Origin of the sequence: Aromatoleum petrolei, from assembly GCF_017894385.1 — a bacterium.
GTDB lineage: Bacteria > Pseudomonadota > Gammaproteobacteria > Burkholderiales > Rhodocyclaceae > Aromatoleum > Aromatoleum petrolei.
The window spans coordinates 4745635-4770731 of sequence record NZ_CP059560.1 but is presented as its reverse complement, the minus strand read 5'-3'; the positions used below and the strand labels follow the sequence as shown (position 1 = coordinate 4770731).

23 protein-coding genes are annotated in these 25097 nt (G+C 64.4%); 15 read left to right on the top strand and 8 right to left on the bottom strand.

Translation table 11 applies throughout. The annotated features are described in order from the left end of the window. The first annotated feature begins 1 nt into the window (after position 1). On the top strand, positions 2-238 hold the full coding sequence (locus ToN1_RS21830) for a formate dehydrogenase subunit delta (RefSeq protein WP_169204761.1): 237 nt from the start codon (positions 2-4) through the stop codon (positions 236-238). Here ToN1_RS21830 and ToN1_RS21825 read toward each other — a convergent pair. Next, positions 222-884, bottom strand: a complete 663-nt coding sequence (locus tag ToN1_RS21825; protein ID WP_210147903.1) for a 2Fe-2S iron-sulfur cluster-binding protein — start codon at positions 882-884, stop codon at positions 222-224. The two genes, ToN1_RS21830 and ToN1_RS21825, sit on opposite strands and share 17 nt — an antisense overlap. Before the next feature lie 192 nt (positions 885-1076). Between ToN1_RS21825 and dctP the strand changes: the two genes are divergently transcribed. The 9 genes from dctP to ToN1_RS21780 all read left to right on the top strand — a co-directional run bounded on the left by dctP (position 1077) and on the right by ToN1_RS21780 (position 11685). Beyond that, positions 1077-2087, top strand: coding sequence for a TRAP transporter substrate-binding protein DctP (dctP, locus tag ToN1_RS21820; protein ID WP_169204759.1), 1011 nt, complete (start codon positions 1077-1079; stop codon positions 2085-2087). An 80-nt stretch (positions 2088-2167) separates the two neighbouring features. After that, positions 2168-2686, top strand: a complete 519-nt coding sequence (locus ToN1_RS21815; protein ID WP_169204758.1) for a TRAP transporter small permease — start codon at positions 2168-2170, stop codon at positions 2684-2686. 6 nt (positions 2687-2692) lie between these two features. Further along, positions 2693-3991: a TRAP transporter large permease gene (locus ToN1_RS21810; RefSeq protein WP_169204757.1), complete on the top strand. Its 1299-nt coding sequence runs from the start codon at positions 2693-2695 to the stop codon at positions 3989-3991. A 90-nt stretch (positions 3992-4081) separates the two neighbouring features. Further along, complete coding sequence (locus tag ToN1_RS21805; RefSeq protein ID WP_169204756.1) at positions 4082-4999, top strand: dihydrodipicolinate synthase family protein; 918 nt, start codon at positions 4082-4084, stop codon at positions 4997-4999. 3 nt (positions 5000-5002) lie between these two features. Next, positions 5003-6493 carry an aldehyde dehydrogenase gene (locus ToN1_RS21800; protein ID WP_169204755.1) on the top strand — a complete coding sequence of 497 codons (1491 nt, stop codon included), beginning with the start codon at positions 5003-5005 and terminating at the stop codon, positions 6491-6493. A gap of 109 nt (positions 6494-6602) precedes the next feature. Continuing rightward, on the top strand, positions 6603-7949 hold the full coding sequence (locus ToN1_RS21795; protein ID WP_169204754.1) for an NAD(P)/FAD-dependent oxidoreductase: 1347 nt from the start codon (positions 6603-6605) through the stop codon (positions 7947-7949). 11 nt (positions 7950-7960) lie between these two features. After that, positions 7961-8977: a LysR substrate-binding domain-containing protein gene (locus ToN1_RS21790; RefSeq protein ID WP_210147902.1), complete on the top strand. Its 1017-nt coding sequence runs from the start codon at positions 7961-7963 to the stop codon at positions 8975-8977. Between the two features lie 214 nt (positions 8978-9191). After that, on the top strand, positions 9192-10250 hold the full coding sequence (locus tag ToN1_RS21785) for a GlxA family transcriptional regulator (protein WP_169204753.1): 1059 nt from the start codon (positions 9192-9194) through the stop codon (positions 10248-10250). A 241-nt stretch (positions 10251-10491) separates the two neighbouring features. Continuing rightward, positions 10492-11685, top strand: coding sequence for a hypothetical protein (locus tag ToN1_RS21780; RefSeq protein WP_169204752.1), 1194 nt, complete (start codon positions 10492-10494; stop codon positions 11683-11685). A 286-nt stretch (positions 11686-11971) separates the two neighbouring features. Here the strand turns inward: ToN1_RS21780 and ToN1_RS21775 are convergent, their stop codons facing one another. The 3 genes from ToN1_RS21775 to ToN1_RS21765 all read right to left on the bottom strand — a co-directional run bounded on the left by ToN1_RS21775 (position 11972) and on the right by ToN1_RS21765 (position 15297). Beyond that, the gene (locus ToN1_RS21775; protein WP_244860856.1) at positions 11972-13078 is read right to left on the bottom strand and encodes an FAD-binding oxidoreductase; all 1107 of its coding nucleotides are present in this window, start codon (positions 13076-13078) and stop codon (positions 11972-11974) included. Positions 13079-13191: 113 nt separating this feature from the next. Further along, complete coding sequence (locus ToN1_RS21770; protein WP_169204751.1) at positions 13192-14433, bottom strand: aromatic ring-hydroxylating oxygenase subunit alpha; 1242 nt, start codon at positions 14431-14433, stop codon at positions 13192-13194. Positions 14434-14775: 342 nt separating this feature from the next. Next, the gene (locus ToN1_RS21765; protein ID WP_169204750.1) at positions 14776-15297 is read right to left on the bottom strand and encodes a 4-vinyl reductase; all 522 of its coding nucleotides are present in this window, start codon (positions 15295-15297) and stop codon (positions 14776-14778) included. A gap of 525 nt (positions 15298-15822) precedes the next feature. On the opposite strand from ToN1_RS21765, the gene ToN1_RS21760 reads away from it, so the two are divergent. The 5 genes from ToN1_RS21760 to ToN1_RS21740 all read left to right on the top strand — a co-directional run bounded on the left by ToN1_RS21760 (position 15823) and on the right by ToN1_RS21740 (position 21246). Further along, a complete protein-coding gene (locus ToN1_RS21760) occupies positions 15823-16833 on the top strand; it encodes a GlxA family transcriptional regulator (RefSeq protein ID WP_211162026.1) in 1011 nt (336 codons plus the stop codon). Between the two features lie 127 nt (positions 16834-16960). Then, entirely contained in the window at positions 16961-17155 is a 195-nt protein-coding gene (locus ToN1_RS21755) for a hypothetical protein (RefSeq protein WP_169204749.1), read from the top strand. 31 nt (positions 17156-17186) lie between these two features. Then, the gene (locus ToN1_RS21750; RefSeq protein ID WP_169204748.1) at positions 17187-20384 is read left to right on the top strand and encodes an EAL domain-containing protein; all 3198 of its coding nucleotides are present in this window, start codon (positions 17187-17189) and stop codon (positions 20382-20384) included. 263 nt (positions 20385-20647) lie between these two features. Continuing rightward, positions 20648-21073, top strand: a complete 426-nt coding sequence (locus ToN1_RS21745; protein WP_169204747.1) for a hypothetical protein — start codon at positions 20648-20650, stop codon at positions 21071-21073. Beyond that, positions 21070-21246: a hypothetical protein gene (locus ToN1_RS21740; RefSeq protein WP_169204746.1), complete on the top strand. Its 177-nt coding sequence runs from the start codon at positions 21070-21072 to the stop codon at positions 21244-21246. Before ToN1_RS21745 ends, ToN1_RS21740 begins: the two co-directional genes overlap by 4 nt. Before the next feature lie 113 nt (positions 21247-21359). On the opposite strand, the gene ToN1_RS21735 is transcribed toward ToN1_RS21740, so the two are convergent. From ToN1_RS21735 to ToN1_RS21720, 4 genes are all read right to left on the bottom strand, one after another. Beyond that, positions 21360-22229 carry an ABC transporter permease gene (locus tag ToN1_RS21735; protein WP_169204745.1) on the bottom strand — a complete coding sequence of 290 codons (870 nt, stop codon included), beginning with the start codon at positions 22227-22229 and terminating at the stop codon, positions 21360-21362. Next, a complete protein-coding gene (gene proV / locus ToN1_RS21730; protein ID WP_169204744.1) occupies positions 22222-23433 on the bottom strand; it encodes a glycine betaine/L-proline ABC transporter ATP-binding protein ProV in 1212 nt (403 codons plus the stop codon). Before proV ends, ToN1_RS21735 begins: the two co-directional genes overlap by 8 nt. A 100-nt stretch (positions 23434-23533) precedes the next feature. Then, on the bottom strand, positions 23534-24403 hold the full coding sequence (locus ToN1_RS21725) for a glycine betaine ABC transporter substrate-binding protein (protein WP_244860855.1): 870 nt from the start codon (positions 24401-24403) through the stop codon (positions 23534-23536). A 403-nt stretch (positions 24404-24806) separates the two neighbouring features. Beyond that, the gene (locus ToN1_RS21720) at positions 24807-25028 is read right to left on the bottom strand and encodes a hypothetical protein (RefSeq protein ID WP_169127981.1); all 222 of its coding nucleotides are present in this window, start codon (positions 25026-25028) and stop codon (positions 24807-24809) included. Positions 25029-25097: the final 69 nt, after the last annotated feature.

Sequence of the window (25097 nt, the reverse complement as noted above, 5' to 3'; positions counted from 1 at the left end):
CATGGACATCCAACAGCTCGTCAAGGCGGCAAACCAGATCGGTGCCTATTTCGCGATCTACCCCGATCAGGAACAGGCCCGCCAGGAGATCACCCGCCATCTCACGAATTTCTGGACGCCGCACATGCGCGCTGCGATCCGCGATCACGTCGCGAGCGGCGCGGCGCATGACCTGAGCCCCCTTGCGGCCGCCGCGGTGCAAGTCTTGCCACCCGCAGCGGCTAGTAGTCCACGCTGACGTCGGCGGTGACCTTGGTGCAGCAGCTCAGCACGTAGCCTTCGGCGATCTCCTCGTCGGTGATGCCGCCGTTGTGGGCCATCTCCGTCTTGCCTTCCAGGACTTTCACCCGGCAGGTGCCGCAGATGCCCATGCCGCACGCCTTCGGGATGGTGAGGCCGGCACTGGCGGCGGCCGCGTGCAGGATGACGCCGCCGGCAACCCGCGTCGATTTTCCCGACTCCTTGAAGGGCACGCAGTACGTGTCCTCTGCTGCACCCTCGCGCTCGTGCGCCTCGACCGCATGCTCCTCGGCCACGGCGATGTCCGCCTCGGGCGTCGCGCCGAAGGATTCCTTGTGATAGTGCGCGAAGTCGTAGCCGGCCTCCTCCAGCAGCTTGCGCACCGCGCGCATGTAGGGCGTCGGGCCGCAACAGAAGACCTCGCGCTGGAGGAAATCGGGGGCGATGAGGTCCAGCATCTGGCGGGGCAGGTAACCGCGATATCCGCTCCACGCGTGACCGATCTCGGTGCGCTCGCAAATGAGATGCAGCCTGAAGTTTTCGATGCGCGTCGACATGTAACCGAGTTCGGCGCGGTAGATGAGGTCCCGCGGCGCGCGCTGTGCGCGAAGGCCATGTCCAGTTCCGGATCTATGGAAATGCATGAGCGCATTCCTGTGCGCCGGCCATCCTCCTTTCACTAATTCCGTGCATGAAGCCATAAGGTTTACCTTATCCCAAACTCCTGAAAGACCTCGCTTGCCGCGTCGGATCAGCAAAACGTAATCTCCGCCCACAGCATCACTAAAGAAGAGCGGCTACCGCCCTCTCGATACGATCCATCCAGGAGGAGACTCATGTTCAAGCTGAAAGGCATCGCTGCCGTCGCGACCGCAATCGCAATGTTGCTTCCCATCTCGGCGCAGGCAAGCGACAAGAGCTACAAGCTGGTGCTGGCCGCCGAATCGGGCGACCGCAACTCCGTGAACGGCAAGGCCGTGGCGAGTTGGGCCTCGATGATCAAGGAGAAGTCGAAGGGCCGCATGAAGGTCAACGTCTTCTACCAGGGCGAACTCGGCGGCCAACAGGAAATGTTCGATCAGCTGGTCAAGGGCAACATCCACATGATGCTGACCTGGCCGCAGACCTCCTACGACAAGCGCATCGTCGTCAACTACATCCCTTACCTGGTGCTGGACTGGGATGACGCCATCAAGTCCTACAGCCAGGACGGCTGGCTGCGCAAGATCATGGACCCGGTCTACAAGGACATCGGCCTGAAGTATTTCGGCCCCTTCCCCGAAGGCTTCGGCGGGATCGGCACCAAGGGCCGTTACGCGACCAGCGTCGAGAAGGCGAAGGGCATCAAGGTCCGTTCGCAGCCGATCTTCCCGCTGCCGCAGACCGTGCAAGCCATGGGATTCGAGGCAGTGCCGATCGACTGGGCCGAAGTGTACACGTCGATCCAGACCGGCGTCGTGGACGGCGATTCGTCCAACGTGATCTATTGGGATTACGAGTATTTTCGCGACCAGCTCAACTACTTCGTGCAGTCCTCGCACAACTTCGCGTCCTACTCGCTGCTGATGAACGGCGCGACCTGGGACAAGATGGACGCCGAAGACCGCGGCATCATCGAATCGGCGGCGCAGGCGGTGATCGAACAGCAGTTCAAGAACGCCAAGGCCGAAGACGACAAGTGGGTCGCGGCGGCGCAGAAGGCCGGCATCAAGTACATCGTGCCGACACCGCAGGAAAAGGGCGCCTGGGTCGAGCGCGTGCGCAAGACCGTGTGGCCGCAGATCGAGAAGGAACTGGGCTCCGAGATCATGACCCAGGTCCGCACCAACGCCTCGACGCCTAAATAAGGCATCCCTCCTGACGTCGGGCTGCACCCTCCGCAGCCCCGCCTGCCGTGCCTCACGTCCCTTCGGGGAAGGAATGCGTCATGAATATCCTTAAATGCCTCGATGCGCTCGTTGTGCGCATCGTCAACCCGATCCTCGTCCTTATCGGGCTCGCCGTGGCCCTGCTGCTGGCCATGGGCATTTTCAGCCGCGCTGTTCTCGGCAAGCCGGTTTTCGGCCTGGAAGAACTCATGCTCCTCGCGGCGATGTGGTTCTACATGCTCGGCGCCGCACTGGCCTCGCGTGAGCGCTCGCACCTGTCCGCCGATTTCGTTCAGGTGCTGACCACCAATCCCAGGATTCACCGCGCCGCGTCGCTGGTCTCGACGGTGATCTCGCTCGGAGTAGCCGTCATGTTCGCAACCTGGGCGTGGAATCTGTTCGCCTTTGGTCTCGAGCGCGGACAGACCACGGCCGTGTTCGGCATCCCCTGGTGGACCGCGCAAGTCAGTCTCTTTGTTGCATCCATCGCATTCGTGATTTACCTGATTCGCGACCTGATCCTCGAGTTGTCGGGCGCCAACATTTCGCCGGGCGATCCGTCGTCCCCGATGGAGTGATCTGACATGGAAGCTCTCATTGCCATTGTTGCCGTCGTCGTGATGATGATGATCGGCGTGCCCGTCGTCTTCTCCTTCGCGGGGATGACGCTGACTCTGTCGCTGCTGTACGACGTCGACATCTCATCCCTGATGACGACCGGATTCTGGTCGATCAACTCCGTCATCCTGGTGGCACTGCCGCTGTTCGTGATGACCGGCTATCTCATGCAGACAGGCGGCATCGCCAAGCGCCTTGTCGATTTCGTCGAAGCCATGGTCGGTCGGTCGCGCACCGGCATGGGCACCTCGATGGTCGTCGCCTGCGGCATCTTCGGCGCGATCTCGGGCACGGCCTCGGCGGCCGTCGCCTCCATCGGCTCGATCATGATCGACCCCATGGAGCGCCATCGTTATTCCCGCGGTTACGCCAGCGCCCTCCTCGCGCTTTCGTCGCTGCTCGGACTGCTGATTCCGCCGTCGATCACGATGATCCTGTACGCGGTCGTCACCCGCCAGTCGGTCGCCGCCTGCTTCCTCGCGACCGTCGGTCCCGGCATCCTGCTGATGATTCTGCTGTCGATCCTCAATGCCATCCATGTGAAGCGGCATCTCGGCGGCAACGACGTCAAGACGCCGTGGCGGCAGCGCCTCTCCGAGACTGCCAGCGCCGGCTGGAGGGCGATCCCCGCGCTGATGCTGCCGGTGATCATCCTCGGCGGTATTTACGGCGGGGTGTTTACGCCGACCGAAGCCGCCGCCATCGCCGTGGTCTATGCGATCCCCGTGGGTCTGTTCGTGTATCGCGAGCTCGACTTGCGCAAGGTCGCAATGGCCGTGGTCGAGGCCGCCAAGACCACCGGCGTGATCATGATCATCCTGGTCTTCTCCTTCGTCGCGAGCCGCATCTTCACCCTCGAAGGCGTGCCCCAGCAGCTGACCGACCTGTTGCTGGAGAACTTCTCCGATCCCGTCATCATCCTGTTGATGGTCAACATCTTCCTGATCCTGATCGGCATGATCATGGATGACGTCAGCGTGATCGCGATCGTAAGTCCGCTGATGGTGCCGGTGATGGCCGAGATCGGGGTCGACCCGGTGCACTTCGCCGCGATCATCGGCACGAGCGTGGTGATCGGCGCGAACAGCCCGCCGATGGCGCCCATCCTCTTCATGTCGTGCCGCGTCGGCAAGGTGGGGATGGCCGGTGTCACGCGCCCCGCCCTCTACTTGATGGCCTTCGGCGCATTTCCGGTGATGCTGGTCACCACCTACTGGTCACCGCTCGCGCTCTACCTGCCGCGAATGTTCGGCTTCGTCCAGTAGTCGCCTGTAGCCCCCCCCCACCAACTTCCACAACCATGACGCCGCGGGCCCATGGAGGCCCCCGTGCGTCCTAATCAGGATGGAACTGACATGAATTCCAGCTTCAAGCTCGAAGGGATCTACACGCCGGTCGTCACGCCCATGCAGGCGGACGGCTCGTTCGATCTCGACGCCCTGGCCAATCTGGTCGAGCATCTCGTCGAGAAAGGCGTGCATGGCATCATCTCGGGCGGCTCGACTGCCGAGAACTACGCCGAGACTGTCGAGGAGCGCCTCGAACTCGCGCGCTTCATCAAGGAGCGCCTCAAGGGCCGCCTGCCGCTGATCGTCGGCACCGGCGCGATGCGCACGCCCGACAGCATCGCGCTGGCGAGCGGCGCCCGCGATATGGGCGCGGACGCGATCCTGCTCGGCACGCCGCCCTATTCGGTGCCGACCGAAGCGGAGAACGCGATCAACGCGCTGGCGATCGACCGCGCCGCGGGCCTGCCGGTCATCCTCTACAACTACCCGGCGCGCATGGGCGTCGAGATGGGCACGACCTTCCTCGACCAGGTGTGCGCCTCGGGCAACGTCGTCGGCATCAAGGAAAGCTCGGGCGACATCAACCGCCTGCACCTGCTCGCGCTCGATTACCCGCAGATCCAGATGTCCTGCGGTATGGACGACCAGGCGCTGGAGTTCTTCGCGTGGGGCGCGCGCAGCTGGATCTGCGCGGGTTCGAACTTCCTGCCCGAGGAGCACGTGTTCCTCTACGAGACCTGCGTGCTCAAGGGCGACTTCGCCAAGGGCCGCCGCATCATGGCGGCAATGATGCCGCTGATGCGCGTGCTCGAGCAGGGCGGCAAGTTCATCCAGTGCGTCAAGCACGCCACCGAGGTCGCGGGCCTGCGCGCAGGCCCCGTGCGGCCACCGCTGCAGGGGCTGAACGACGAGGAGAAGGCCGCGCTCGAGGCCGTCCTCGCCACGCTCAAGCCGGCCATCGCAGCGATCAAGGCGGAGGGCTGAACGATGAGCACCCTGCTGACCCGCGAAGAATACGAGAACATCGCCCGCAACCTCGCGCTGCCGAACGAGGCCTTCATCGACGGCGCCTTCCGTCCGGCCATCTCGGGCAAGACATTCCGCACGACGAACCCGGCCACCGGCGCCGTGCTGACCGAAATTGCCGCCTGCGCCGCGGAAGACGTCGATCTGGCCGTCGCCAGCGCGCGCACCGCCTTCGATGACGGACGCTGGTCCAGGCGCCGCCCGGGCGAGCGCAAAGAGGTCCTGCTGCGGCTGTGCGAACTGATGGCGCGCGACGCTGCTGAACTCGCCGTGATGGAAAGCCTGGACAGCGGCAAAACCATCTTCGACTGCACGACGATCGACGTGCCCGAGACCATCCATTGCCTGCGCTGGCATGCCGAACTGATCGACAAGATCTACGATCAGGTGGCGCCCGCGTCGGATAATCACATCGCGATGGTGGTGCGCGAGCCCGTCGGCGTCGTCGGCCTCGTGCTGCCGTGGAACTTCCCGCTGCTGATGCTGGCGTGGAAGATCGGCCCGGCGCTGGCGGCCGGCTGCTCGGTGGTGCTCAAGCCCGCCGCGGAAACCACGCTCACGGCCCTGCGCGTCGCGCAGCTCGCGCACGAGGCGGGCGTGCCCGCCGGCGTGCTCAACGTCGTGCCCGGCAGCGGCAGCGCAGTGGGCGAGCCGCTCGGCCGGCATCCGGACGTGGACATGGTCTCCTTCACCGGCTCCACGGTCACCGGCCGGCGCTTCCTGCACTACTCGGCCGACTCCAACCTCAAGGAGGTCGTGCTGGAGATGGGCGGCAAGAACCCCTGCGTCGTGATGGACGATGCTGAGGATCTCGACGTGGTCGCCGCGCATGTGGTGAACGGCGCCTTCTGGAACATGGGCGAGAACTGCTCGGCGGCGTCGCGTCTGATCGTGCACAAGGACATCAAGGACGCGCTGCTGGACAAGGTCAAGGCGCTTGCCGCCGAATGGAAGGTCGGCGATCCGCTCGACCCAACGGTGCGCGTCGGCGCACTCGTGTCGAAGACCCACTTCGACAAGGTGTGCGGCTACATCGCCGTGGCGAAGCAGGGGGAGATCGTCATGGGCGGGCGGTCGATCGGCGGCACCTTCGTCGAACCGACGATCGTGGACGTCGGCAGCAACGACACCATGCTCGCGCGCGAGGAGATCTTCGGGCCCGTGCTGTCCGTCATCACCGTGTCGAGTTTCGACGAGGCGATCACCGTCGCGAACGATACCGAGTACGGTCTGGCGGCGTCGCTGTTCACGGCCAACGCGAAGCGCGCGATCCGCGGGGCGCGTGCCATCCGCGCCGGCACCGTGACCGTCAACAGCTTCGGCGAAGGCGACATCGCCACGCCGTTCGGCGGATACAAGCAGTCCGGATTCGGCGGCCGCGACAACTCGATCCACGCCCACGACCAGTACACGCAGCTGAAGACGATCTGGCTCGACCTGAACGTCGCCTAGACGCGGGAAGGACTGATCGCATAGCGGAACCGACGGCAAACGGACAAGGGCGGCGGCGCAAACCGCCGCCGGAATGCCCGACTGCCTCCATCCTCGGACGAACACGGAAATGACCAAAGAGTATTCTGCAAAACGCCTGCCGAAACACGCAGGACCGGCGGCATGGGACGAGATCCTCGGCCCGCGCACACCGAATCCCGCGCTCGACGGGGACCGCAGCTGCGATTTCGCGATCATCGGCGCCGGTTTTGCCGGCCTTTACGCGGCACGCCGCCTCGCGCAGCTCAATCCGGGCGCGCGCATCGTCCTGCTCGACGCGGGCTGCATCGGCAAGGGCGGCACGGGGCGCAATTCGGGCTTCATGATCGATCTGCCCCACGAGCTGACGTCTTCGAACTACGCCGGGGCCGACGAGGGCTCGGACAGCAGCCTCATCGCGCTCAATCGCTGGGGCATCGACTACGCGCGCCAGGCGGTCGTGGAGTACGGGATCGACCCGAACTATTTCGACCCCGCCGGCAAGGTCAACGGCGCGGCGAGCGACGCCAGCCACGCGCAGAACCTGAGCTACGCGAAGCACCTCGAAAGCCTGGGCGAACGCTACGAACTGCTCGACGAGAAGGGAATGTTCGAGCTCACGGGCAGCCGCTACTACCGTTCGGGCCTCTTCACCCCCGGCACCGTGATGCTGCAGCCCGCGGGCTACGTGCGCGGTCTCGCGCGCGGCCTCGCACCGGTCGTGGACATCTACGAGAACACGCCGGTGACGGGCTTCCGGCGTGAAGGCGCGACGTGGCGCGTTGCCACGCCGCGCGGCACGGTCACTGCCGGCAAGCTCATCCTCTCGAACAACGGACACATCGAAAGCTTCGGCATCAAGCGCGGCCGCCTGATGCACATCATGCTCTTCGCGTGCATGACCGAAGAACTCGGTCCGGAAGTCCTCGCCAGGCTCGGCGGCCGCAGCCGCTGGGGCGTCACGCCCTCCGACCCCATGGGCACCACGATGCGCCGGATCGACGCCGGCCAGGGCGGCAACCGCATCGTCACGCGCACCTGCGCCGAATTCCGTCCCGACATGGAATCCACGGAGCACGGCATGCGCCGCGCGACCGAGGTCATGCGCGGCAAGTTCGATGCGCGCTTCCCGAACCTCTCCGACGTGAAGATGGCCTACGTGTGGTCCGGCCACCTGTGCCTGTCGAAGAACAGCGTCTCGGTGACCGGCGAGATCGACGACGGCGTCTTCGCGGCCTGCGTCCAGAACGGCCTGGGCAGCATGCGCGGCACGCTCACGGGGATCTGCGCGGCGGAGCTCGCGAGCGGCGTGTCCTCGCCAGTCACGGCCTTCTTCGCCAGGGAACCCGAGCCCCCGCGCCTGCCGCTCGAGCCCATCGCCGCGATCGGCGCGAATGCCGTGATCCGGTGCAAGGAATGGCTCGCGCGGAAGGAATAGGAACAGTCGAAATGCCGGTGCAGACGGTGCCTATTGTGCTGGAAAGGGGGCGCTGGTTAAATCGGCCCATGGTCTACAAACGGCGCTACCTCCCCTCGCTCGGGGCTTTCGCGACCTTCGAGGTTGCGGCCAAGCATCTGAGCTTCACGCTTGCCGGCAATGAGCTGAACGTCACGCAGGCGGCGATCAGCCAGCAGATCCGCGGCCTGGAAAAAGCGCTCGGGACAGTGCTGTTCGTGCGCAAGCACAACAGCCTCGAGCTGACGGCCTCCGGCCAGACCATCCTCGCCGCGGTGAGCAGCGGGCTCGACCGGTTGTGCGAGGCGATCGAGAGTCTCCACCAGCCGGAAGAAAGGCCCATCATCACCTGTTCCGGCACCAACGGGGCCATCACCTACTGGTTCAAGCCCTACGTCGACCGCTTCCGACAGCTTCACCCCGAAGCCCGCTTCGTCCTTCTGGCGTCGGACGAAGACGACACGCTCCGCAATTTCGACGAGGTCGACATTTCGCTGATTTGCGGAAATGAACGCTGCGACGTGGGCGAGACCCTGCATTACGTTTTTCCCGAAATCGTCGAGCCGGTTTGCAGCCCCGAGTATTTGCGCCTCCACGGGCCGTTTACGGATCCTGCCAGCCTCGCCAACGCCGAATTGCTCACCCTGCATCCGAAGCACTGGTCGTCGGAAGCGATCGGATGGTTCCCGATTACCTGGAACGACTGGTTTTCATCGCGCGGCATCGAGGCGCCGGATCGGCAACCGTGCGTCGTCAGCAACAATTACCCGCTCCTTCTCGACGCGGCCGTCGAGGGTCAGGGCGTCGTCCTCGGCTGGCACCATCTCGTGCGGCCCCTGGTTGCCAGCGGAAAACTTCGTACCCTCTTCGACGCCCCGCTTCGCGTCGACCGCGGCAACTACCTCAAGGTGAATAAGTCGTCGCGCGACAAACCGGGGGTTCAGGAATTCATCGATTTCATCCTTGCCGATCTCGCGCAAACGGAACAAGGACGCTTGCCGCGCCCCTGAACGTCCGAAGCGGGAATCCATCGCCTTTCCCCCTTCTGTACTCCCTCGCCGCATAAGGCCGGCCTTTTGTACAAGGCCTGAAAATCCTCCATTGCCGCATTTATCCGGCCGCCCTTAATCTCGCCGATGTCCCGGATAGAAACGCAAAAACAGAATTCCCGGGACTTTCGCCATGACGTCCGCCGCGTCATGAAGCTGAAAAATGGGGACAAAAATGGACGGAGTCATTCATCAAAGCCAGCGCTGCTTCGAGAGCCGCCTGCGTCACGGCAATCTGGCCTACGTCGGAAGACGCACGCCCGGGCTCGATTCGACGCCGATCACGCGACGAGTCGTGTTCGTGCTGCTCGAACGCTTTTCGGTCATGGCCTTCACCAGCGCCGTGGATGCGATCGTTACCGCCAATCTGGTTGCACGCGAACCCCTGTACCGATTCGAGACCTGCAGTCTCGAGGAATCCACGGTCCACAGCGATCTTGGCATAGGGATTTCCGTCGACGGCCGGCTCTCCGCGCTGAACGCGAAGGGCATAGACCTTCTGGTCGTATGCGGGGGCTACCGAGCCGCGCTGGAGCCCCGTCGCGATGTCGTCGACAAGCTTCGCGAAGTTGCGACCAACCGGGCAGCGCTCGGCAGCCTGTGGAACGGCAGCTATCTGCTCGCACACGCCGGCCTCCTCGACGGCTACGCGTGCACGGTGCATCCCGACAGCCGGGCGGGGCTCGAGGAGAGCTACCCGCGAGTCAGACTGCAGCCGCATCCGTTCGTAATCGACCGTGACCGCATCTCGTCCGCGGGAGCGAACAGCGCCCTCAGCATGATGCTGGCCGTGCTCCGCCAACATCACGGCGACGAGGTCGTGCGCGGCGTGGAGGACATCCTCGCCTGCGACCGCCCGGTCGAGGACGCGGCGGATTGCCGGATGCGGGGCGTAGGCGAAGACCCCACCCTCCCCGAGGCACTCCGGACCGTTCTTCAGCTGATGCAGAACAACGTCGAGGAACCGCTGGAGATCGATGACCTTGCACAGCACGCCAGCATCTCGCGCCGACAGATGGACCGCCTGTTCAAGCGCCACATGAATGCGACGCCATCACGCTATTACCTCGAAACGCGCCTGACGCGCGCCCGGCGCCTGCTGCAGCAAACAAGCGAGTCGATCACGAGCATCGCCATCGCGTGCGGCTTCAGCAATGCGTCCCATTTCAGCCGCTGCTACCGCGAATTCTTCAGCGTCCCGCCGTCACGCATGGGCGGCTCGCGGCGCAGTTGAACACCGTCAAAATGCATGCTTTTTACAGCATCGTTCAATAACTGCAAGGCAACGTCAGCCATCACCTCGCACATGTCCTGGATGGACGATTACCCGTCCAGCGCAGAACAGTCCTCCCTGTGTCCCTTCCATAACATGCGATCTGGGCAATCCGACTGAAGAGCGGATCGAGCGCGAACAGATCTTTGCGCGACCGCCCGGACCACTCCCGAGGGAGACCACAATGAACGAGGAGATAACGATGAAGCGCTCACCCGCCCGCCTTTCGGCCCTGCCCGCCGTCCTTGCCGGGATCATGGTCGCGTTGGGCGGCCTTCCCGCCCACGCCGCCGAAGGCGACGGCGAACTCAAGATCGGCGGCGCGATCCGCGCCCGCTACGACTACAAGTTCGACGACGACCCCAACGTTAGCAAGATGAGCTTCGACACCTTCCGGATCGACGTCAATTACGACTCGTCGACCCTCTTCGGCTCGGCCCAATACCGCTTCTATGGCGGCGCCTACCCCTATGACTACACCGACCAGGTCGGCCGCATCAACTTCCCGTCCTGGGCCTGGCTCGGCTACAAATTCGGCCAGGACACCAAGGCCGTGGCCGGTATCAACCAGGTGCCCTTCGGTCTGCTGCCCTACGTCAGCAGCACCTTCTATCAGAGCCTCGTGAACGTCGTCGGCCTCGAGGACGTGCATAACCTCGGCGCCAAGGTGCAACACAAGTTCGGCCCGCTAGACGTCCAGGTCGGTTACTACCCCAAGGACGGCGGCGACTGGACCGGCACCTCGCGTGACGGCAACCGCTACTCGGTCAACGTCGTAAAAGCCGACAGCTACGTGACCGGCGGCAGTGACAACAAGGAACGCGACCTGTTCGTCGGTCGGGTGGCCTACAAGTTCGAGCACGGCAAGGAGGCGAGCTCGGAGCTGGGCGTCTCCGCGCTGCGTTCCACGCTGCGCAACGAGGACACCGACGACGACGGCAGCCGCAAGGCCTATGCGCTGCACTACGGCGGCAAGTTCGGCGCGCTGGGCGTGCTCGCCGAAGTCGGCCGCCAGAACATGTCGCCGCGCAACCCGGCCGCCACAGGCAACGATACCGTGACTTTCGGCGCCTATGACGGCTCGTTCAACGTCGCATCGAAGACGAAGTTCTATTCGGCCGAGGTGAACTACGCCCTGCCCGGCACCTACGGCCCGGTCAGCGGCATCACCCCCTACCTGAACTACAGCGTCGTCACCAAGGACAAGTCGGGCTACAAGGACTCGCAGCGCATCATCGCAGGCGCCCACTTCAGCGCCGGCCCCTTGTTCATCTACACCGAGATGCGCTGGGGCCGGAACGACCCCTATACCGGCGACTACGTGAGCGGTGCCGCGGCCGGCGGCGAGGACAAGTGGAAGAAGGCGTTCTACGCCAACATCGGCTACTACTTCTGACCCGGTCCGGCGCGTTTCCCGCGCCGGTTCCAGCATCGAATGCGCCCCGGGCCCGAAAGGGTTCCGGGGCGATTTCTTTGCGTGGGCTCGGGATTCAACTTCTTCCCCGACACAACCCCTGCGAATGGCGAAAAAATGCCGCCGCTTTCGCAACGGCCAGTCAGGGACGAGCGGAGGATGAATCAGTATTCGATCTTTACCGCGGCGGCTGCGGGAATTTCCCGTTCGCGGCGCGCGAAGCGCCGTCGCGGCTGATCCGCACCCGTGCCAACTTTCCGAGCCGACCTCATCGCTCGATGACGAGATCGCTCCGCGGCGTGCTGCAGCAGGGAAGGATCAAGCCCTGATCGATCTCCCGTTGGCGGATGCCCCCGCCATGGACCATGTCCACCTCGCCGGACACGAGGCGCGACTTGCAGGTGCCGCACACGCCCTTGGCGCACGACGATGGCAGTCGCAGGCCCGCCGCGCGCGCCGCGTCGAGCAGTTTCTGTCCGGGCGCACAGACCACCGTACGACCGCTTTTCGCGAACTCAACGGTGAAACCGACTGCGTCGGCAGCGCCTGTTTCGTCTGCGCGATCGGCCTCCTCGCCTTCCTGATCGCCTGAGGTGTCGGCGAAGCTGAAGCTTTCCTCGTGATAGTGCTTCATGTCGAAGCCGCCGCCGGCGAGCAAGGCCCGGACGGCTGCCATGTACGGCTCCGGTCCGCAGCAGAAGATCTCGCGCTCACTGAAGTCGGGAGCGATTCGCTTGAGCAGCGAAAGGTCGAGATAGCCGGTCGGCGACGACCAGTCGGCCTCGCTGCCCCGCCCTTCGCACACGAAGGCGGTGCGGAAGCCCGGCTGATTGGTGGCCAGCAGGCTCAAATCCCGCCGGAAGATGATGTCCGCGGGCGTGCGTGCGCTATGCACGAAGACAACGTCCCTATCCTCGCCCAGGTCGTGGAAGCTGCGCGACATGGACATCAGCGGCGTGATCCCGGAGCCGCCTGACAGGAACAGGTACTTGCCCGCGGGATGCAGGGCGCAGGCAAATTCCCCGCTCGGCCCCAGGGCGCGCACGCTCATGCCCGCGGTGAGGTGGTCGTGCAGCCAGTTGGAGACGAGGCCGCCGGGCACGCGCTTGACCGTGATCGACAGGGTGTCCGGGCGCGTCGGCGAGGACGAGATCGTGTAGCAGCGATTGACCGTCTCGCCGTCGATTTCCAGTTCGAGCGTGAGGAACTGCCCCGGCAGGAAGCGGATCAACCCCGGCGTGCGGGGGCGAAAGATGAAGCTCTTGACGTCGTGCGTCTCGTGGCGGACCTGGCAACAGATCAGGACGTCGTCCTCCTCCGCATTCCACAGGGACGGCACGGACTGCCATACATCACGAGTAACAGGTGCGTTCATGCTGAATACATCCTCGGAATTCCAGCCCCCGCTGCCGTCAGGAACGCGGCAAGCGGGGGGATTTGCGGTGCATGGCGGAAGGCACGGATACCCCGGCTCCCGCCTCGCGTCGTTTACTCCACGGCGGCCTTCAGGCGCCCCACGTACCAGTTGGCGAACTTCTCGACCAGCTCCTCGGTGTAGGGCGAATAGGGGCCCGGCTCGTAGGCCGGATCGGCGACGCCGCGCTGGGACATCTCGACCAGCTCGCGGTCCTGCTGGTTGGTCGCGCGCCACACTGCGGTGAGCTTGGCGGGATCGTAGTCGCGCCCTTCCACTGCGTCCTTGTGCACCAGCCACTTCGTGCGCACCAGCGTCTGTTCGGGGCCGATCGGCAGCACCGTGAAGGTCACGATGTGGTCGCTCATGAAGTGGTGCCAGGAATTGGGCTGGGTCCAGAACGACAGGCCGCCGAGGTTGCGCTCGGCGAAATTGCCAAGGAGCTTCTGGCAGGCGACCTTGGCATCCATCGTCTGCGACTCGCCCGCCTTGTCAAGCGGCAGGCGCTTGGCGCGGAATCCGGTGACGCAGCTGTCCAGCTCATCGATTTCCGCGGACTTGAGGCCGGCGGCCTCCCAGCGGGCATGCTCGCGCTCCGTGAGGTCACGGAAGGCCTGGACCTGCTCGATGTTCGAGGGCGAGGGTTGGTAGCCGAAGCCGTACTCGTAGAGGGAGATCGTCAGTTCCGGGTGATTGCTCACGCAGTGGTAGCACTCGCGGTTGTTCTCCATGACCAGCTTCCAGTTGCCGGCCTCGACGATCTCGTCCTGCACGGCGATCTTGCAGTCCGCGAGCTGGTGCGGCCCGATGTAGCGGGCCATCGTTTCGCGCATCCCGCTGAAGTCTTCCGGCGGATTTTCGGCGAGGCAGACGAAGATGAGGCCCGCGACGCTCTCGACATGGACGCGCTTGAGGCCGCGGCCGGAGGGATCGAAGTCATCGCCCATGTGCTCGGCGTAGATCAGCTTGCCGGACAGGTCGTAGGTCCATTGGTGATAGGGACAGACCAGGTTGCCGACGCTGCCCTTGTGGGCGTTGCACAGCTGGGCGCCGCGGTGGCGGCAGACGTTGTGGAAGGCGCGCAGCTCCATGTCGTCGTTGCGCAGCACCACGACCGACGCGCGGCCGAGCTTGACGGTGAAGTAGTCGCCTGGCTCGGGGATGTCCGGTTCGACCCCGACGTAGATCCAGTGCCGTCCGAAGATGGCTTCCATGTCCAGGTCGAAGATCTCCTGGCTGGCGTAGAACTGCGCATCCAGGCTGTGCCCGGGACGTCGGGCGGCGAGGAGTTCCCTCACCTCGTTGCTCACTTTCATGTTTTTTCCTCCTCGGTGCAGAAACGTTGGAGTGATATTCCCGCAGGCTGCGCGGCCTCACTTGTGCTTTGTGGACGCAATCCAATTCAATTCCGACATGGAGGGGAAAGTGCGCGGCGTGCGACAGGATGCGTTGTAGCGGCCACGGCATGGGAGGGACGAGGAGAAGACCTTTGAACGGCGGATTACGCCCGCGGCTCATCCGTCCTGCGACGATGCTGGGGGAAACATGACGAGAGGTACGCGCGGACCACGGGGCCCCTTGTACGGGGCGGAGGGGCGCCATGCGGCGGATCACGCCTTCGGCTCATCCGCCCTGCGGGCGGGCGGATCCCGCAGCGCTCAGTTGAGCAGGCGCGGGCGGATGGCGAAGATGCAGTGATCGAAGCCGTCGGCACCGCATTGGGTTTCGCAGCAGACCGTGCTGAGCGGCTTGCCGGCGTTTTCGCCGATCCAGTCCATCATGCCCGCGAACCAGCCCGCGAACATGTAGCAGGTCCTGGCGGCACAGGCTTCCGCCTGCGAGAGGACGAGCGTGGAATGGTCGAGGCGGACGTCGGCCGTACCGGTGCGGAAGTCGGCCTCGGCGAGGCTGAAGCGCCCCCAGCCGCGTGCCGACAGGCGCTCCAGGTAGTGTTCGAAGAGCTCGACGCCGGCGAGGCCGTGAGCGAACGCTTCCTTTTCGCACCAGTGGCCCGCCGACTTGTAGCTGGCGTGGTAGAGGATATCGCCGTAGCTTTCGTCACCCATGCCTGTCTCCAGGTCCTGCAGGGTATCCAGGCAAAAGCTGCGCGCGGCGAGGCGAATGGACTCGTACTCGCCCTCGGCGCGACCGTCGTCGTCCTGGTCCTGCCCGGCGCTCATCGAATCCACCTGTCGATCCTTCCCATCAGCCTCATTGCATCATTATTCGCGCCCCGGCGTGTCGTGGTCAGTCTGCTTGCGACAGGTTTCCGCGAGATTGCGACAGTTTGATGCAGCCGGACCGTGAAGGCTGGCGAAGGTCGGGAGAAGCCGCTATGTTTATAGATATATAGCTCGATCCGCATGGCGCACCAAAAAGAACAAGGCGCCCGCGTGACGCCTCATTCCGAGGCGTGAAACGCGAGGACGACCAACAGGAGACACCGATGTTCCATTTCCCCGGGCCTGCCGCCCCAGGGCGTTCCGCGCCCGCCTCTCCCCCGACTCGATCCTGTCCGTCCCTGTGCCCGCGCTGCTCTTGCGGGGGCGATGCGGCGGGCTGACGCGCGTTTTTTTTGCCTCGCTGCACGCCTCGTCGCACAGAGGCATGGTTCCTGCTGAAGACGGCATAGCGACTGCACCGCTGCAAACCGGTCCGCCGCACCAATCGATGTTTGCATTCGCCCAACTTTGAGATCGGAGCGCATGGTGTCCGCCACACTCTCGTCCGTGACCCGCGTCGGTTTTCTCCTGCTGAACGAATTCACGATGATCGCGTTCTCCAGCGCGATCGAAGTCCTGCGCATGGCCAACCACATCAGTGGTAAGCCCTTGTACAGCTGGTCCGTGATCTCCGCGAACGGTCAGCAGGTGGCCTCCAGCAACGGCCTCGCCCCCGCGCAGATCGGAACCTACGAGGAGGCGGGGCCGTTCGACATGGTATTCGTGTGCGGCGGCACCAACGTCACCCGTTTCGTCGATGACAAGGTGCTCGCCTTGCTGCGCCGCATCGCTCATGACAAGGTGATTCTCGGCGGATTGTGCACAGGGACTTACGCCCTGGTGAAGGCCGGCCTGCTGAACGGCTACCGGGCCACGATTCACTGGGAAAATCTCAGTGCCTTGCGTGAGGCCCACGACAGAATCAAGTTCGTCGAAGAGCTCTTCGTCATCGACCGCGACCGGATCACCTGCACCGGCGGTATCGCCCCCATCGACATGATGCTCACCGTAGTGCGCGAGCGCTGCGGCAAGACCCTCGTTGCGGAAATCTCCGAGCAGTTCATCCTCGAACGGGTTCGCGACAGCAAGGATCGCCAGCACATCCCGCTGGCTGCGCGAGCGGGTTGCAACCGCAAGGCCCTGGTGGAAGTCGCAGCCCTGATGGAGGCCAACATCGAGGAGCCGCTGTCGCTGGAGGAGTTGTCGCAACTCGCCGGCCTCTCCCAGCGCCACCTGCAGCGCCTGTTCCGCGAAGCCTTGCAAGTCACTCCCAGCCACTACTACCTGGAATTGCGGCTGCGTCGCGCGCGCGAGCTCTTGCTGCAGACGCAGATGTCCATCACCAACATCACGGTCGCATGCGGCTTCCAGTCGTCCTGTCATTTCAGCAAGTGCTACCGCGCGCTGTTCGGCAAGCCGCCCAGCAGCGAGCGGCGGCCGCAGGGAACCGTGGCAGGCGTGAGCAAGCCCGTCGTCCACCATCTGGCTGCATGACGCGTCTGCCGGCCACCTGAGGCCGGGTTGCTCCAGGCTCCGTGCAATGCGCGGAGCCGTTTCCTATCCTTGTAGCGCGGGGATGCGCAGAGGCCGGTTGTCGACGAACGATCCGGGAGAGGAAACCATGAACAGGCCCAACATCAAGGTGTATCGGCTCGCGGCGGTGTTCGTTCTGGGCATTCTGCTGTTCAACTACCCGCTGATGGCCCTGTTCAATCATCCGACGCTGGTGGTCGGGATTCCCGTTCTGTATGTGTACACCTTTGCGGCCTGGGTACTGCTTATCGCGCTCCTGATCCTGTTGATCGAGCGGACCTAGCGCGGCTGCGCGGCGGCCGGGAGACGCCATCTTGCCGACATGGCTCATCGCGGTGGTGGTGGCAGCCTATCTCGGGCTGCTGTTCGCCGTCGCTTACGTGGGCGAGCGCGCCGCAGACGCGGGTCGCAGCCTGATCGCAAATCCCTATGTCTACGCGCTCTCGCTGTGCGTCTTCCTGACTGCATGGGGCTTCTACGGCGACGTCGGCGTCGCCGCGAGCTCGGGCATCGGCTACCTGCCGGCGAACGTCGGGCCGTGCGTGATGGCGTGCCTGTGGTGGATGGTGCTGCGCAAGATCATCCGCATCGCCAAGGACAACCGCCTCACCTCGCTGGCCGACTTCATTTCCTCGCGCTACGGCAAGAGCGGCCTGCTGGCCGGGCTCGTGACCGTGATCGCGCTGCTGGGGGTCACGCCCTACGTCTCGCTGCAGCTCAAGGCGGTGGCGATGAGCTTCCACTTCCTGCGAGGCTATCCGGACGTCCCGGCGGCCACGTCGCTCGTCGACAGCATGTGGCACGACACGACCTTCTACGTGACCCTGCTGCTGGCCGCGTTCACGGTCGTGTTCGGCACGCGCAAGCTCGATCTCGCCGAGCGGCACGAAGGCATGGTCGCCGCGATCGCCTTCGACTCGCTGGTCAAGCTGCTCGCCTTTCTCGCCGTCGGCATCTTCGTCACCTGGGGGCTGTACGACGGCCCGGGCGATCTCTTCGGCCGCGCGGCCGAGGTTCCGCAGATCGCGGGGCTGTTCACGATCGGCGGCGGCGAGCACGGCGGCCGGTCCCCCTGGGGCTCGCTGTTCGCCATCTACGCGGTCACCATGCTTGCGGTGATGTTCCTGCCGCGGCAGTTCCAGGTGGCGGTGATCGAGAACGTCGACGAGACGCACGTGAATCGGGCGATCTGGCTGTTTCCGCTGTATTTCCTGCTGTTCGACCTCTTCGTGCTGCCGATCGCCTTCGCCGGCCTGCTGCAGTTCGGCCCCGACGGCGCCGTGAGCCCGGAGACCTTCGTGCTAGCGTTGCCGATGGCCGCGCAGCGCGAGGCGCTGGCGCTGCTCGTGTTCGTCGGCGGGTTCGCCGCGGCCACCGGCATGGTGGTCGTGGAGGTCATCGCGCTGTCTACGATGGTCTGCAACGACCTGGTGATGCCGATCCTGCTGCGCGTGAAGGCGCTGCGCCTGGCGGAACGGACCGACCTGTCGGGCCTGCTGCTCGCAATCCGGCGCATCACCATCGTGGGTGGGCTCCTGCTCGGCTACGCGTATTACCGGCTGGCAGGCGAAGCCTATGCACTGGCGTCGATCGGGCTGCTCTCGCTGGCGGCGGTGGCGCAGTTCGCGCCCGCGCTGCTGGGCGGGCTGTACTGGAAGACAGGCACCAAGGCGGGCGCGTTCGCCGGGCTGGGGGCAGGTTTCATCGTGTGGATCTACACGCTGGTGGTGCCGGCCTTCGCGCGGGCGGGCTGGCTGTCGCCGACGCTGCTCGAGCAAGGCCCCTTCGGCGTTGGGCTGCTGCGCCCGCTCGCGCTGTTCGGCCTGGAGGGGCTCGACGAGACCAGCCATGCGGTGCTGTGGAGCATGTTTGCGAATATCGGGGCCTACGTGGCGGTGTCGCTCCTCAGCGAACAGGGCAGCGTGGAGCAGACCCAGGCGGCGCTGTTCGTCGACGCATCGAGGCACGATCGCGGCAACGAACGCGACTGGGGAGCACGCGGGTCGCTGCCCGACCTTTATGCGCTCATGCAACGTTTCCTGGGCCCGGAGAATGCCCGTCAATCCTTGGCGTCCTATGCGGTACGGCATGGCCTCGACTGGCCTCGCGAGGTGGACGCCGATCTGGCCCGCTACTGCGAAGCGCAACTGTCCGGCATCATTGGCGCGGCTTCCGCGCGTCTCGTGCTCGGCTCGGTGGTCGAGGAAGAGTTCCTGCGCGACACGCTCACCGGCCTGCCGAACCGCGCATTGCTGCTGACACGTCTCGGCGACGCCCTCGACCGGCACCGGCTGGGCAAGGCGCACGGCTTCGCCCTGCTGTTCATCAGCCTGGACCGCTTCCGACTCATCGGTGACAGCCTGGGCGCAACCGTCGCCGACGAGTTCCTGATCGCGGTCGCGCGCAGCCTGGGCTCCGGTCTCCGCCCCGGCGACACGGCCGCCCGCCTGGGCGGCGAGAATTTCGCCCTCCTGCTCGACGAAACCAGCGATGTCACGGAGGCGATACGCTTCGCGGAGCGCCTCCAGACCGAGCTTGCAGCCGGCTTCAACGTGGACGGGCACGCGCTGTTCTCGTCGGCGAGCGTGGGGATCGCCCTCGGTCGGCCCGACTACGCAGACCCGGCCGACATCCTGCGTGATGCGGAGACGGCCGCGCACAACGCCACGCGGCGCGGTGGTGCGTGCCAGGAGGTGTTTGCCGCCGACATGCGCGAACGCGTGGTCGCCCTGCTCGACATGGAGACGCAGTTGCGCCGGGCGGTTTCACGCGGCGACGAGTTCCGCGTCTACTACCAGCCCATCGTCGACCTGCCCACCGGCCGACTGGCGGGTTTCGAAGCGCTGGTGCGGATGCGGCGGGCCGACGGTACGCTGGTGCCGCCAGGCGAGTTCATTCCGCTCACCGAGGAGACCGGTCTCATCGTGTCGATCGGCCGCTGGGTGCTGGCCGAAGCCTGTCGGCAGATGCAGGACTGGCAGCGGCGCTTTCCGGAGCGCGCGGCCGGGAAGATCAGCGTGAACCTCGCCGGCCGGCAGTTCGTGCAACCGGACCTGCTCGAGCAGATCCGGGCGGTGCTGGCCGAAACCGGCCTCGACGCGGGCAGCCTCAAGCTGGAAGTGACCGAGACCCTGCTGATGGAGCACGCCGAGTCGGCGGCCGCAGTGCTGACGAAACTGCGCGCGCTCGGAATCGAACTCCTGATGGACGACTTCGGCACCGGCTACTCGTCACTGTCATACCTGCACCGCTTCCCGCTCGACACCCTGAAGGTGGATGCCTCCTTCGTGCGCCGCATGGACACGGACCAGGCGGCGGACGATATCGTCCAGACCATCGTCACCCTGGCCCGCACGCTCGGCATGAGCGTGATCGCCGAAGGGGTCGAGACGGCGGCCCAGCTGACCCGGCTGCGGGCGCTGGGGGTCGACTACGGCCAGGGCTACTACTTCGGGCAGCCGCTCGACGCCGAGGCGGCCGAGGCGATGATCCGCCGTGCTCCGGTCTGGTAATCCTTCCGTGCAACCATCCGAATCGACCTGCGTACTTCTCGCACCCACGTTTTTTCGCCATCGGCTGAGAAATCAGCACGGTCAATTCGTTTGCCATAAATAGGCAGCTTCGATACCTTTCGCATCGATGCCATTCGTGTAACCGGCGCTGAGTGAACTCCGGGAGATCCGGGGTGATGTGCAGATTCCGTCCTTCCTCCTATCGGCTCGTTCTGTCTTCCAGAACGATTTGGCGTCACCATCGACTCGCAACGAGAATATGAATGCCTGACTTCTATCGGTACTTCAAAGAAAACATGGACGGCCTTGGTCTTCCGGCGCCTGAAACTCTCTTTGGCTCTTTGCAGGCCACCGTCGCGAATGCAACTGTGATCCTGAGTCAAGTCGACAAGTTTGGAAAGGCTGTAACGATTTCCGAGCTTATAAGTGCAGGTAAGAAAATAGAGCAATTGGCGACCATTGGTGCATGCTCAGCCGCTTTCTATGTCGGTGCAGTAATTGGCAGCATTGCAGTTGCGACGGGGCGCTCGCTTTCGGGGGGCACCTCTATAGCCGACGTGATCTTCACGGCGTGCAGGCACAATCTGGATCGACCTTGGCTCGTGACGACACTGCAACGATATCCCGACTTGTACGAAAAGAGGACGGTCGCTCGTGACATGTATCGTTATCAGGCGGCCGTGGCATGAGAGACGGTATCTACTTGATGGCTTCAGCAATTGCGTTGGCCGCAATCGGCTGGGTTTTCTGGCACTTCGCGGGCGAAAGCGGCTTTGAAATTATTTCAACGGTAGCGCTAGTCGCGGTCGTCGCAGACAATATCCGTTTGAGGCGGCTACTTCGTTCATCACGCAGCAACTGAATCGCCCCGGGGCTTCGCTGCGGTTGCCTTGTTTGCATCACGCAGAAACGGCATGCTCGCCTCGCACGACGACGGCGCCCAGCGCAAACGAATCGCGCCGGGCGCCTCGGCTGTCAGGACTCCTGCCCCTGGCCGCCTTTCAGCCGTGCGATGCGCTCTTCCTTCCGGACGCCGAAGCTCTCGGTGAGACGATCGAGAATGATCGCAAGCAACACCACCGCGAGTCCGGACTCGAAGCCCAGTCCGATGTCGAGGCGCTGGATACTGGCGAGCACGTTGTTGCCCAAGCCGCCACCACCGACCATCGACGCGATGATGACCATCGACAGCGCCATCATGATCGTCTGGTTGATGCCGGCCATGATCGAGGGCAGCGCGCCGGGAATCTGGATCTTGAGCAGCACCTGCAGCGGCGTGCAGCCGAAGGTGATGCCGGCCTCGACCTGCTCCTTGTTGACCTGGCGGATGCCGAGTGCGGTCAGGCGAACCACGGGCGGCATGGCGAAGATCACCGTCGCCAGGACCGCCGGTACGCGACCGAGTCCGAACACCATCGCCGCCGGGATGAGGTAGACGAAGGCCGGCATGGTCTGCATGAAGTCCAGCACCGGCCGCAGCAGGTAGTTGATGCGGCGATTCAGGGCGGCGGCGATGCCCAGCGGGATGCCGACGAGGAGGCTGATGAGCGTCGACGCGATGATCAGAGCGAGCGTCACCATCGTCGCCGGCCAGAACCCTGTGCCGATGATGACCACGAAGGCGACCGCGGCGGTGGCGGCGAACTTCCAGCCGAGGCGCCAGAATCCGAGCACGACGAACAGGCCAGCGAGGAGCCAGTCGGGCACCCATTGCAGGAGCCGCTCCGTCAGTGCCGTCATGTCCCCGACCACGTCGCCCAGGCCGGCCAGCACCCCGTGATCATTCTCGAGAATGAAATTGATGGTTTTTTCGGCCCATTCGCCGATCGGCAGGAAATCACGCATGGCTGAGCTCTTCCTTCGCCATCTTCTTGAGCAGGATCGTCTGGGTGACCGCGCCGATGTAATGGCCTTGCGACTCGATCACGGGCAGCGGATAGGGCATCTTGACGATGCGGCAGATCAGCTCGCGCAGGTTGAGGTTGCCGTTGACCGGCGGAAGGTCGGTCAGCAGCGCGTGGGCGAGTTCGGTGGAGCCGGACTCCAGCGAGCGGATCATCGAGTCGATCGAGACGGTGCCGACGAGCTTGTGCTCGCCATCCACGACAAAACCGTAATTGCGGCGCGCCGCGCGCAGACGCTCGATCGCACCGTGGAAGCCGTCGGCGAAATCGCCGTGCGCCTTGAACACCGGCACTGCATCCGCGTCGGCGATATCCTTGGCGGACAAGTACTTGTTCACATCCACCCCGTTGAAGAAGGCCCGCACGTATTCGTCGGCCGGGTTGCGGATGATCTCGTCGGGCGTGCCGATCTGCACGATGCGCCCGCCTTCCATGATGGCGATACGGTTGCCGATGCGGCAGGCCTCGTCGAGGTCGTGCGAGACGAAGATGATCGTGCGCTGATGCTCGCGCTGCAGATCGAGCAACAGCCCCTGCATCTCGGTGCGCTTGAGCGGATCGAGGGCGGAGAAGGCCTCGTCCATGAGCATCAGTGACGGATTCACGACCAGGGCGCGCGCGAGTCCCGCGCGCTGCTGCATGCCGCCGCTCAACTCGCGCGGGTAGCGGTTCGCGAAGGCGGCGAGGCCGACCTGCTCGAGTACCTGCATCGCGCGCGCTTCGCGCTCCTTGCGCGACACGCCGGACACCTCCAGCCCGAAGGCCGCGTTTGCGAGCACCGTGAGGTGCGGTAGCAGCGCGAACGACTGGAACACCATCGCCATGTCGCTGCGGCGCAGCTTGATGAGCTGCTTCGGGTCCATCGACGCGACATCCTGTCCGTCGACGAGAACCTGCCCGGAGCTGGGCTCGATCAAGCGGTTGAGCAGGCGGATCAGCGTGGATTTGCCGGACCCGGACAAACCCATGATGACGAAGATCTCGCCCGCGTTGATGTGGAAATTCGCGTTCTGGACACCGACCACCATACCGGTTTCCCGAACGATCTGATCCTTGTCCCTGCCCGAACGCAGCATCTGCATCGCCAGGTCGGGTTTGGCGCCGAAGATCTTGTACAGATCCTTTACTACGATCTTTGCCTGCATGGTCTCGCCTACCTCCAGCGCACTGCTCCACCCATCAATCGACACCGGTGCCCGCATCGCTGCGAACACCGGTTTTCGCGTCTGCGCGCAATACGCCGCCTTACTGGGCGTCCTTCAACCAGGCTGCAACCATTTCGGGATGGCTCGCAATGTAGGCCGTGGCCTCTTTCTCGTAGGACGATTCCTTCGCTTTCGCCATGATGCCTTCGAGGTCCGACAGAGGAATCTTGAAGTTCTTGATGAAAGCCGCCGCCTTCGGGAAGTCCTGGTCGAAGCCCTTGCGCCCGATCGCGTGGATCGCTTCGGCGCCGCCGAGCGACTTCTTCGGATCCTCGAGGTAGCGCACCTTGTATTTCGAGAACATCCAGTGCGGATTCCAGGTCGTGACGACGATCCAGTCCTTGCGCGCCATCGCGCGATCGAGGGCGACGATCATCGCGGCGTCGGAACCGGTGCGCAGGTCGTAGCCGGTAAGGCTGTAGTCCTTGAGCGCCTGTTCGGAGGCGCGCATCAGGCCGGCACCCGGGTCTATCCCCTGGACCTGGCTCTTCAGCTTCTTCGCCACTTCCGGCTTGTTCAGATCGGAAATCGACGACAGCTCGGACGCGGGAACATAGTCGGGAACGGCCCAGCCGAGTTTGGCGTTGTCATACAGGATGCCGAGGTCGACCAGTTCTCCGTTGAGCTTGTCCCAGTAGGCCTTGTGCGTATTCGGCAACCATGCCATCAGCATCACGTCGAGCTGTTTCTTGGCGACGCCCTGGTACTGCAGCCCGATGTCGGTCATCACCAGCTCGACCTTGTAGCCGAGCCGCTGCTCGAGCAGCTGCTTGGCGATGTTGGTCACCGCCTCGGCGTCGGACCACGCCGTCCAGCCGATCTTGATCGTCTTCTGATCGGCGGCCTGGACTCCGGTCGCACCGGCCACCGCGGAAACGAACATCGCAGCGCCGATTGCGTGTTTGAACACTTGCCTCAGTCTTGAAAACATCTACTCCTCCGGTCTGATGTGTCGGGCTCTATGGATTGGCCCGTTGGTGGTGAGTCTGTGTGCTGCGAGTCGAGGACTGCGATCCAGCGGGTGGAACAGCCGACCGAGTTATCAAGCGGGCAAGTAAATGCCGTTCGGACTGGGCCCTTCGACTGGCTCCGGGCGAACGGTAATACCTTTAACGAGAAGATCGGCGAGAGTCAGTCTAGGGGTCCGCGGGTCGGGCAATTTACCCCTGTGCGACCTCCAGTCGATCTGTTTGCGGCATCGGGCAGGGCAAGGTTTCGTAGGTCGGGACGCGCTACGCATCTCCCGACCTACGGGGTCGTGCGGTGGCTCGGATTGCCGCCGTCTCCCCCATCGTCAGCGGTGACCGACGGACTCACGGCACCAGGATCAGGTCGATGGCCCTGCGCACCTCGGGCTGCAGCGTCGTGCCCTCGGCGCACAGGGCGGCGATCAATTCGGGGAGGCCGTCGACGGGCTGGGCGGCGCGCACACGCCGCGCCCAGTCGTCGGGCGTTTCGCCCTGCGGCAGCGCGACGCCCAACGCGCCGAGCCGCTCGCGAAAGTCGTCGATATCGACGAGGTCGGCAAACATCATGATGTGGCCCTCCTGAAGGACGAGGATTACTTTACGCCTTTCAACGGTCCGCGAAAGTCGCGGTTTCCC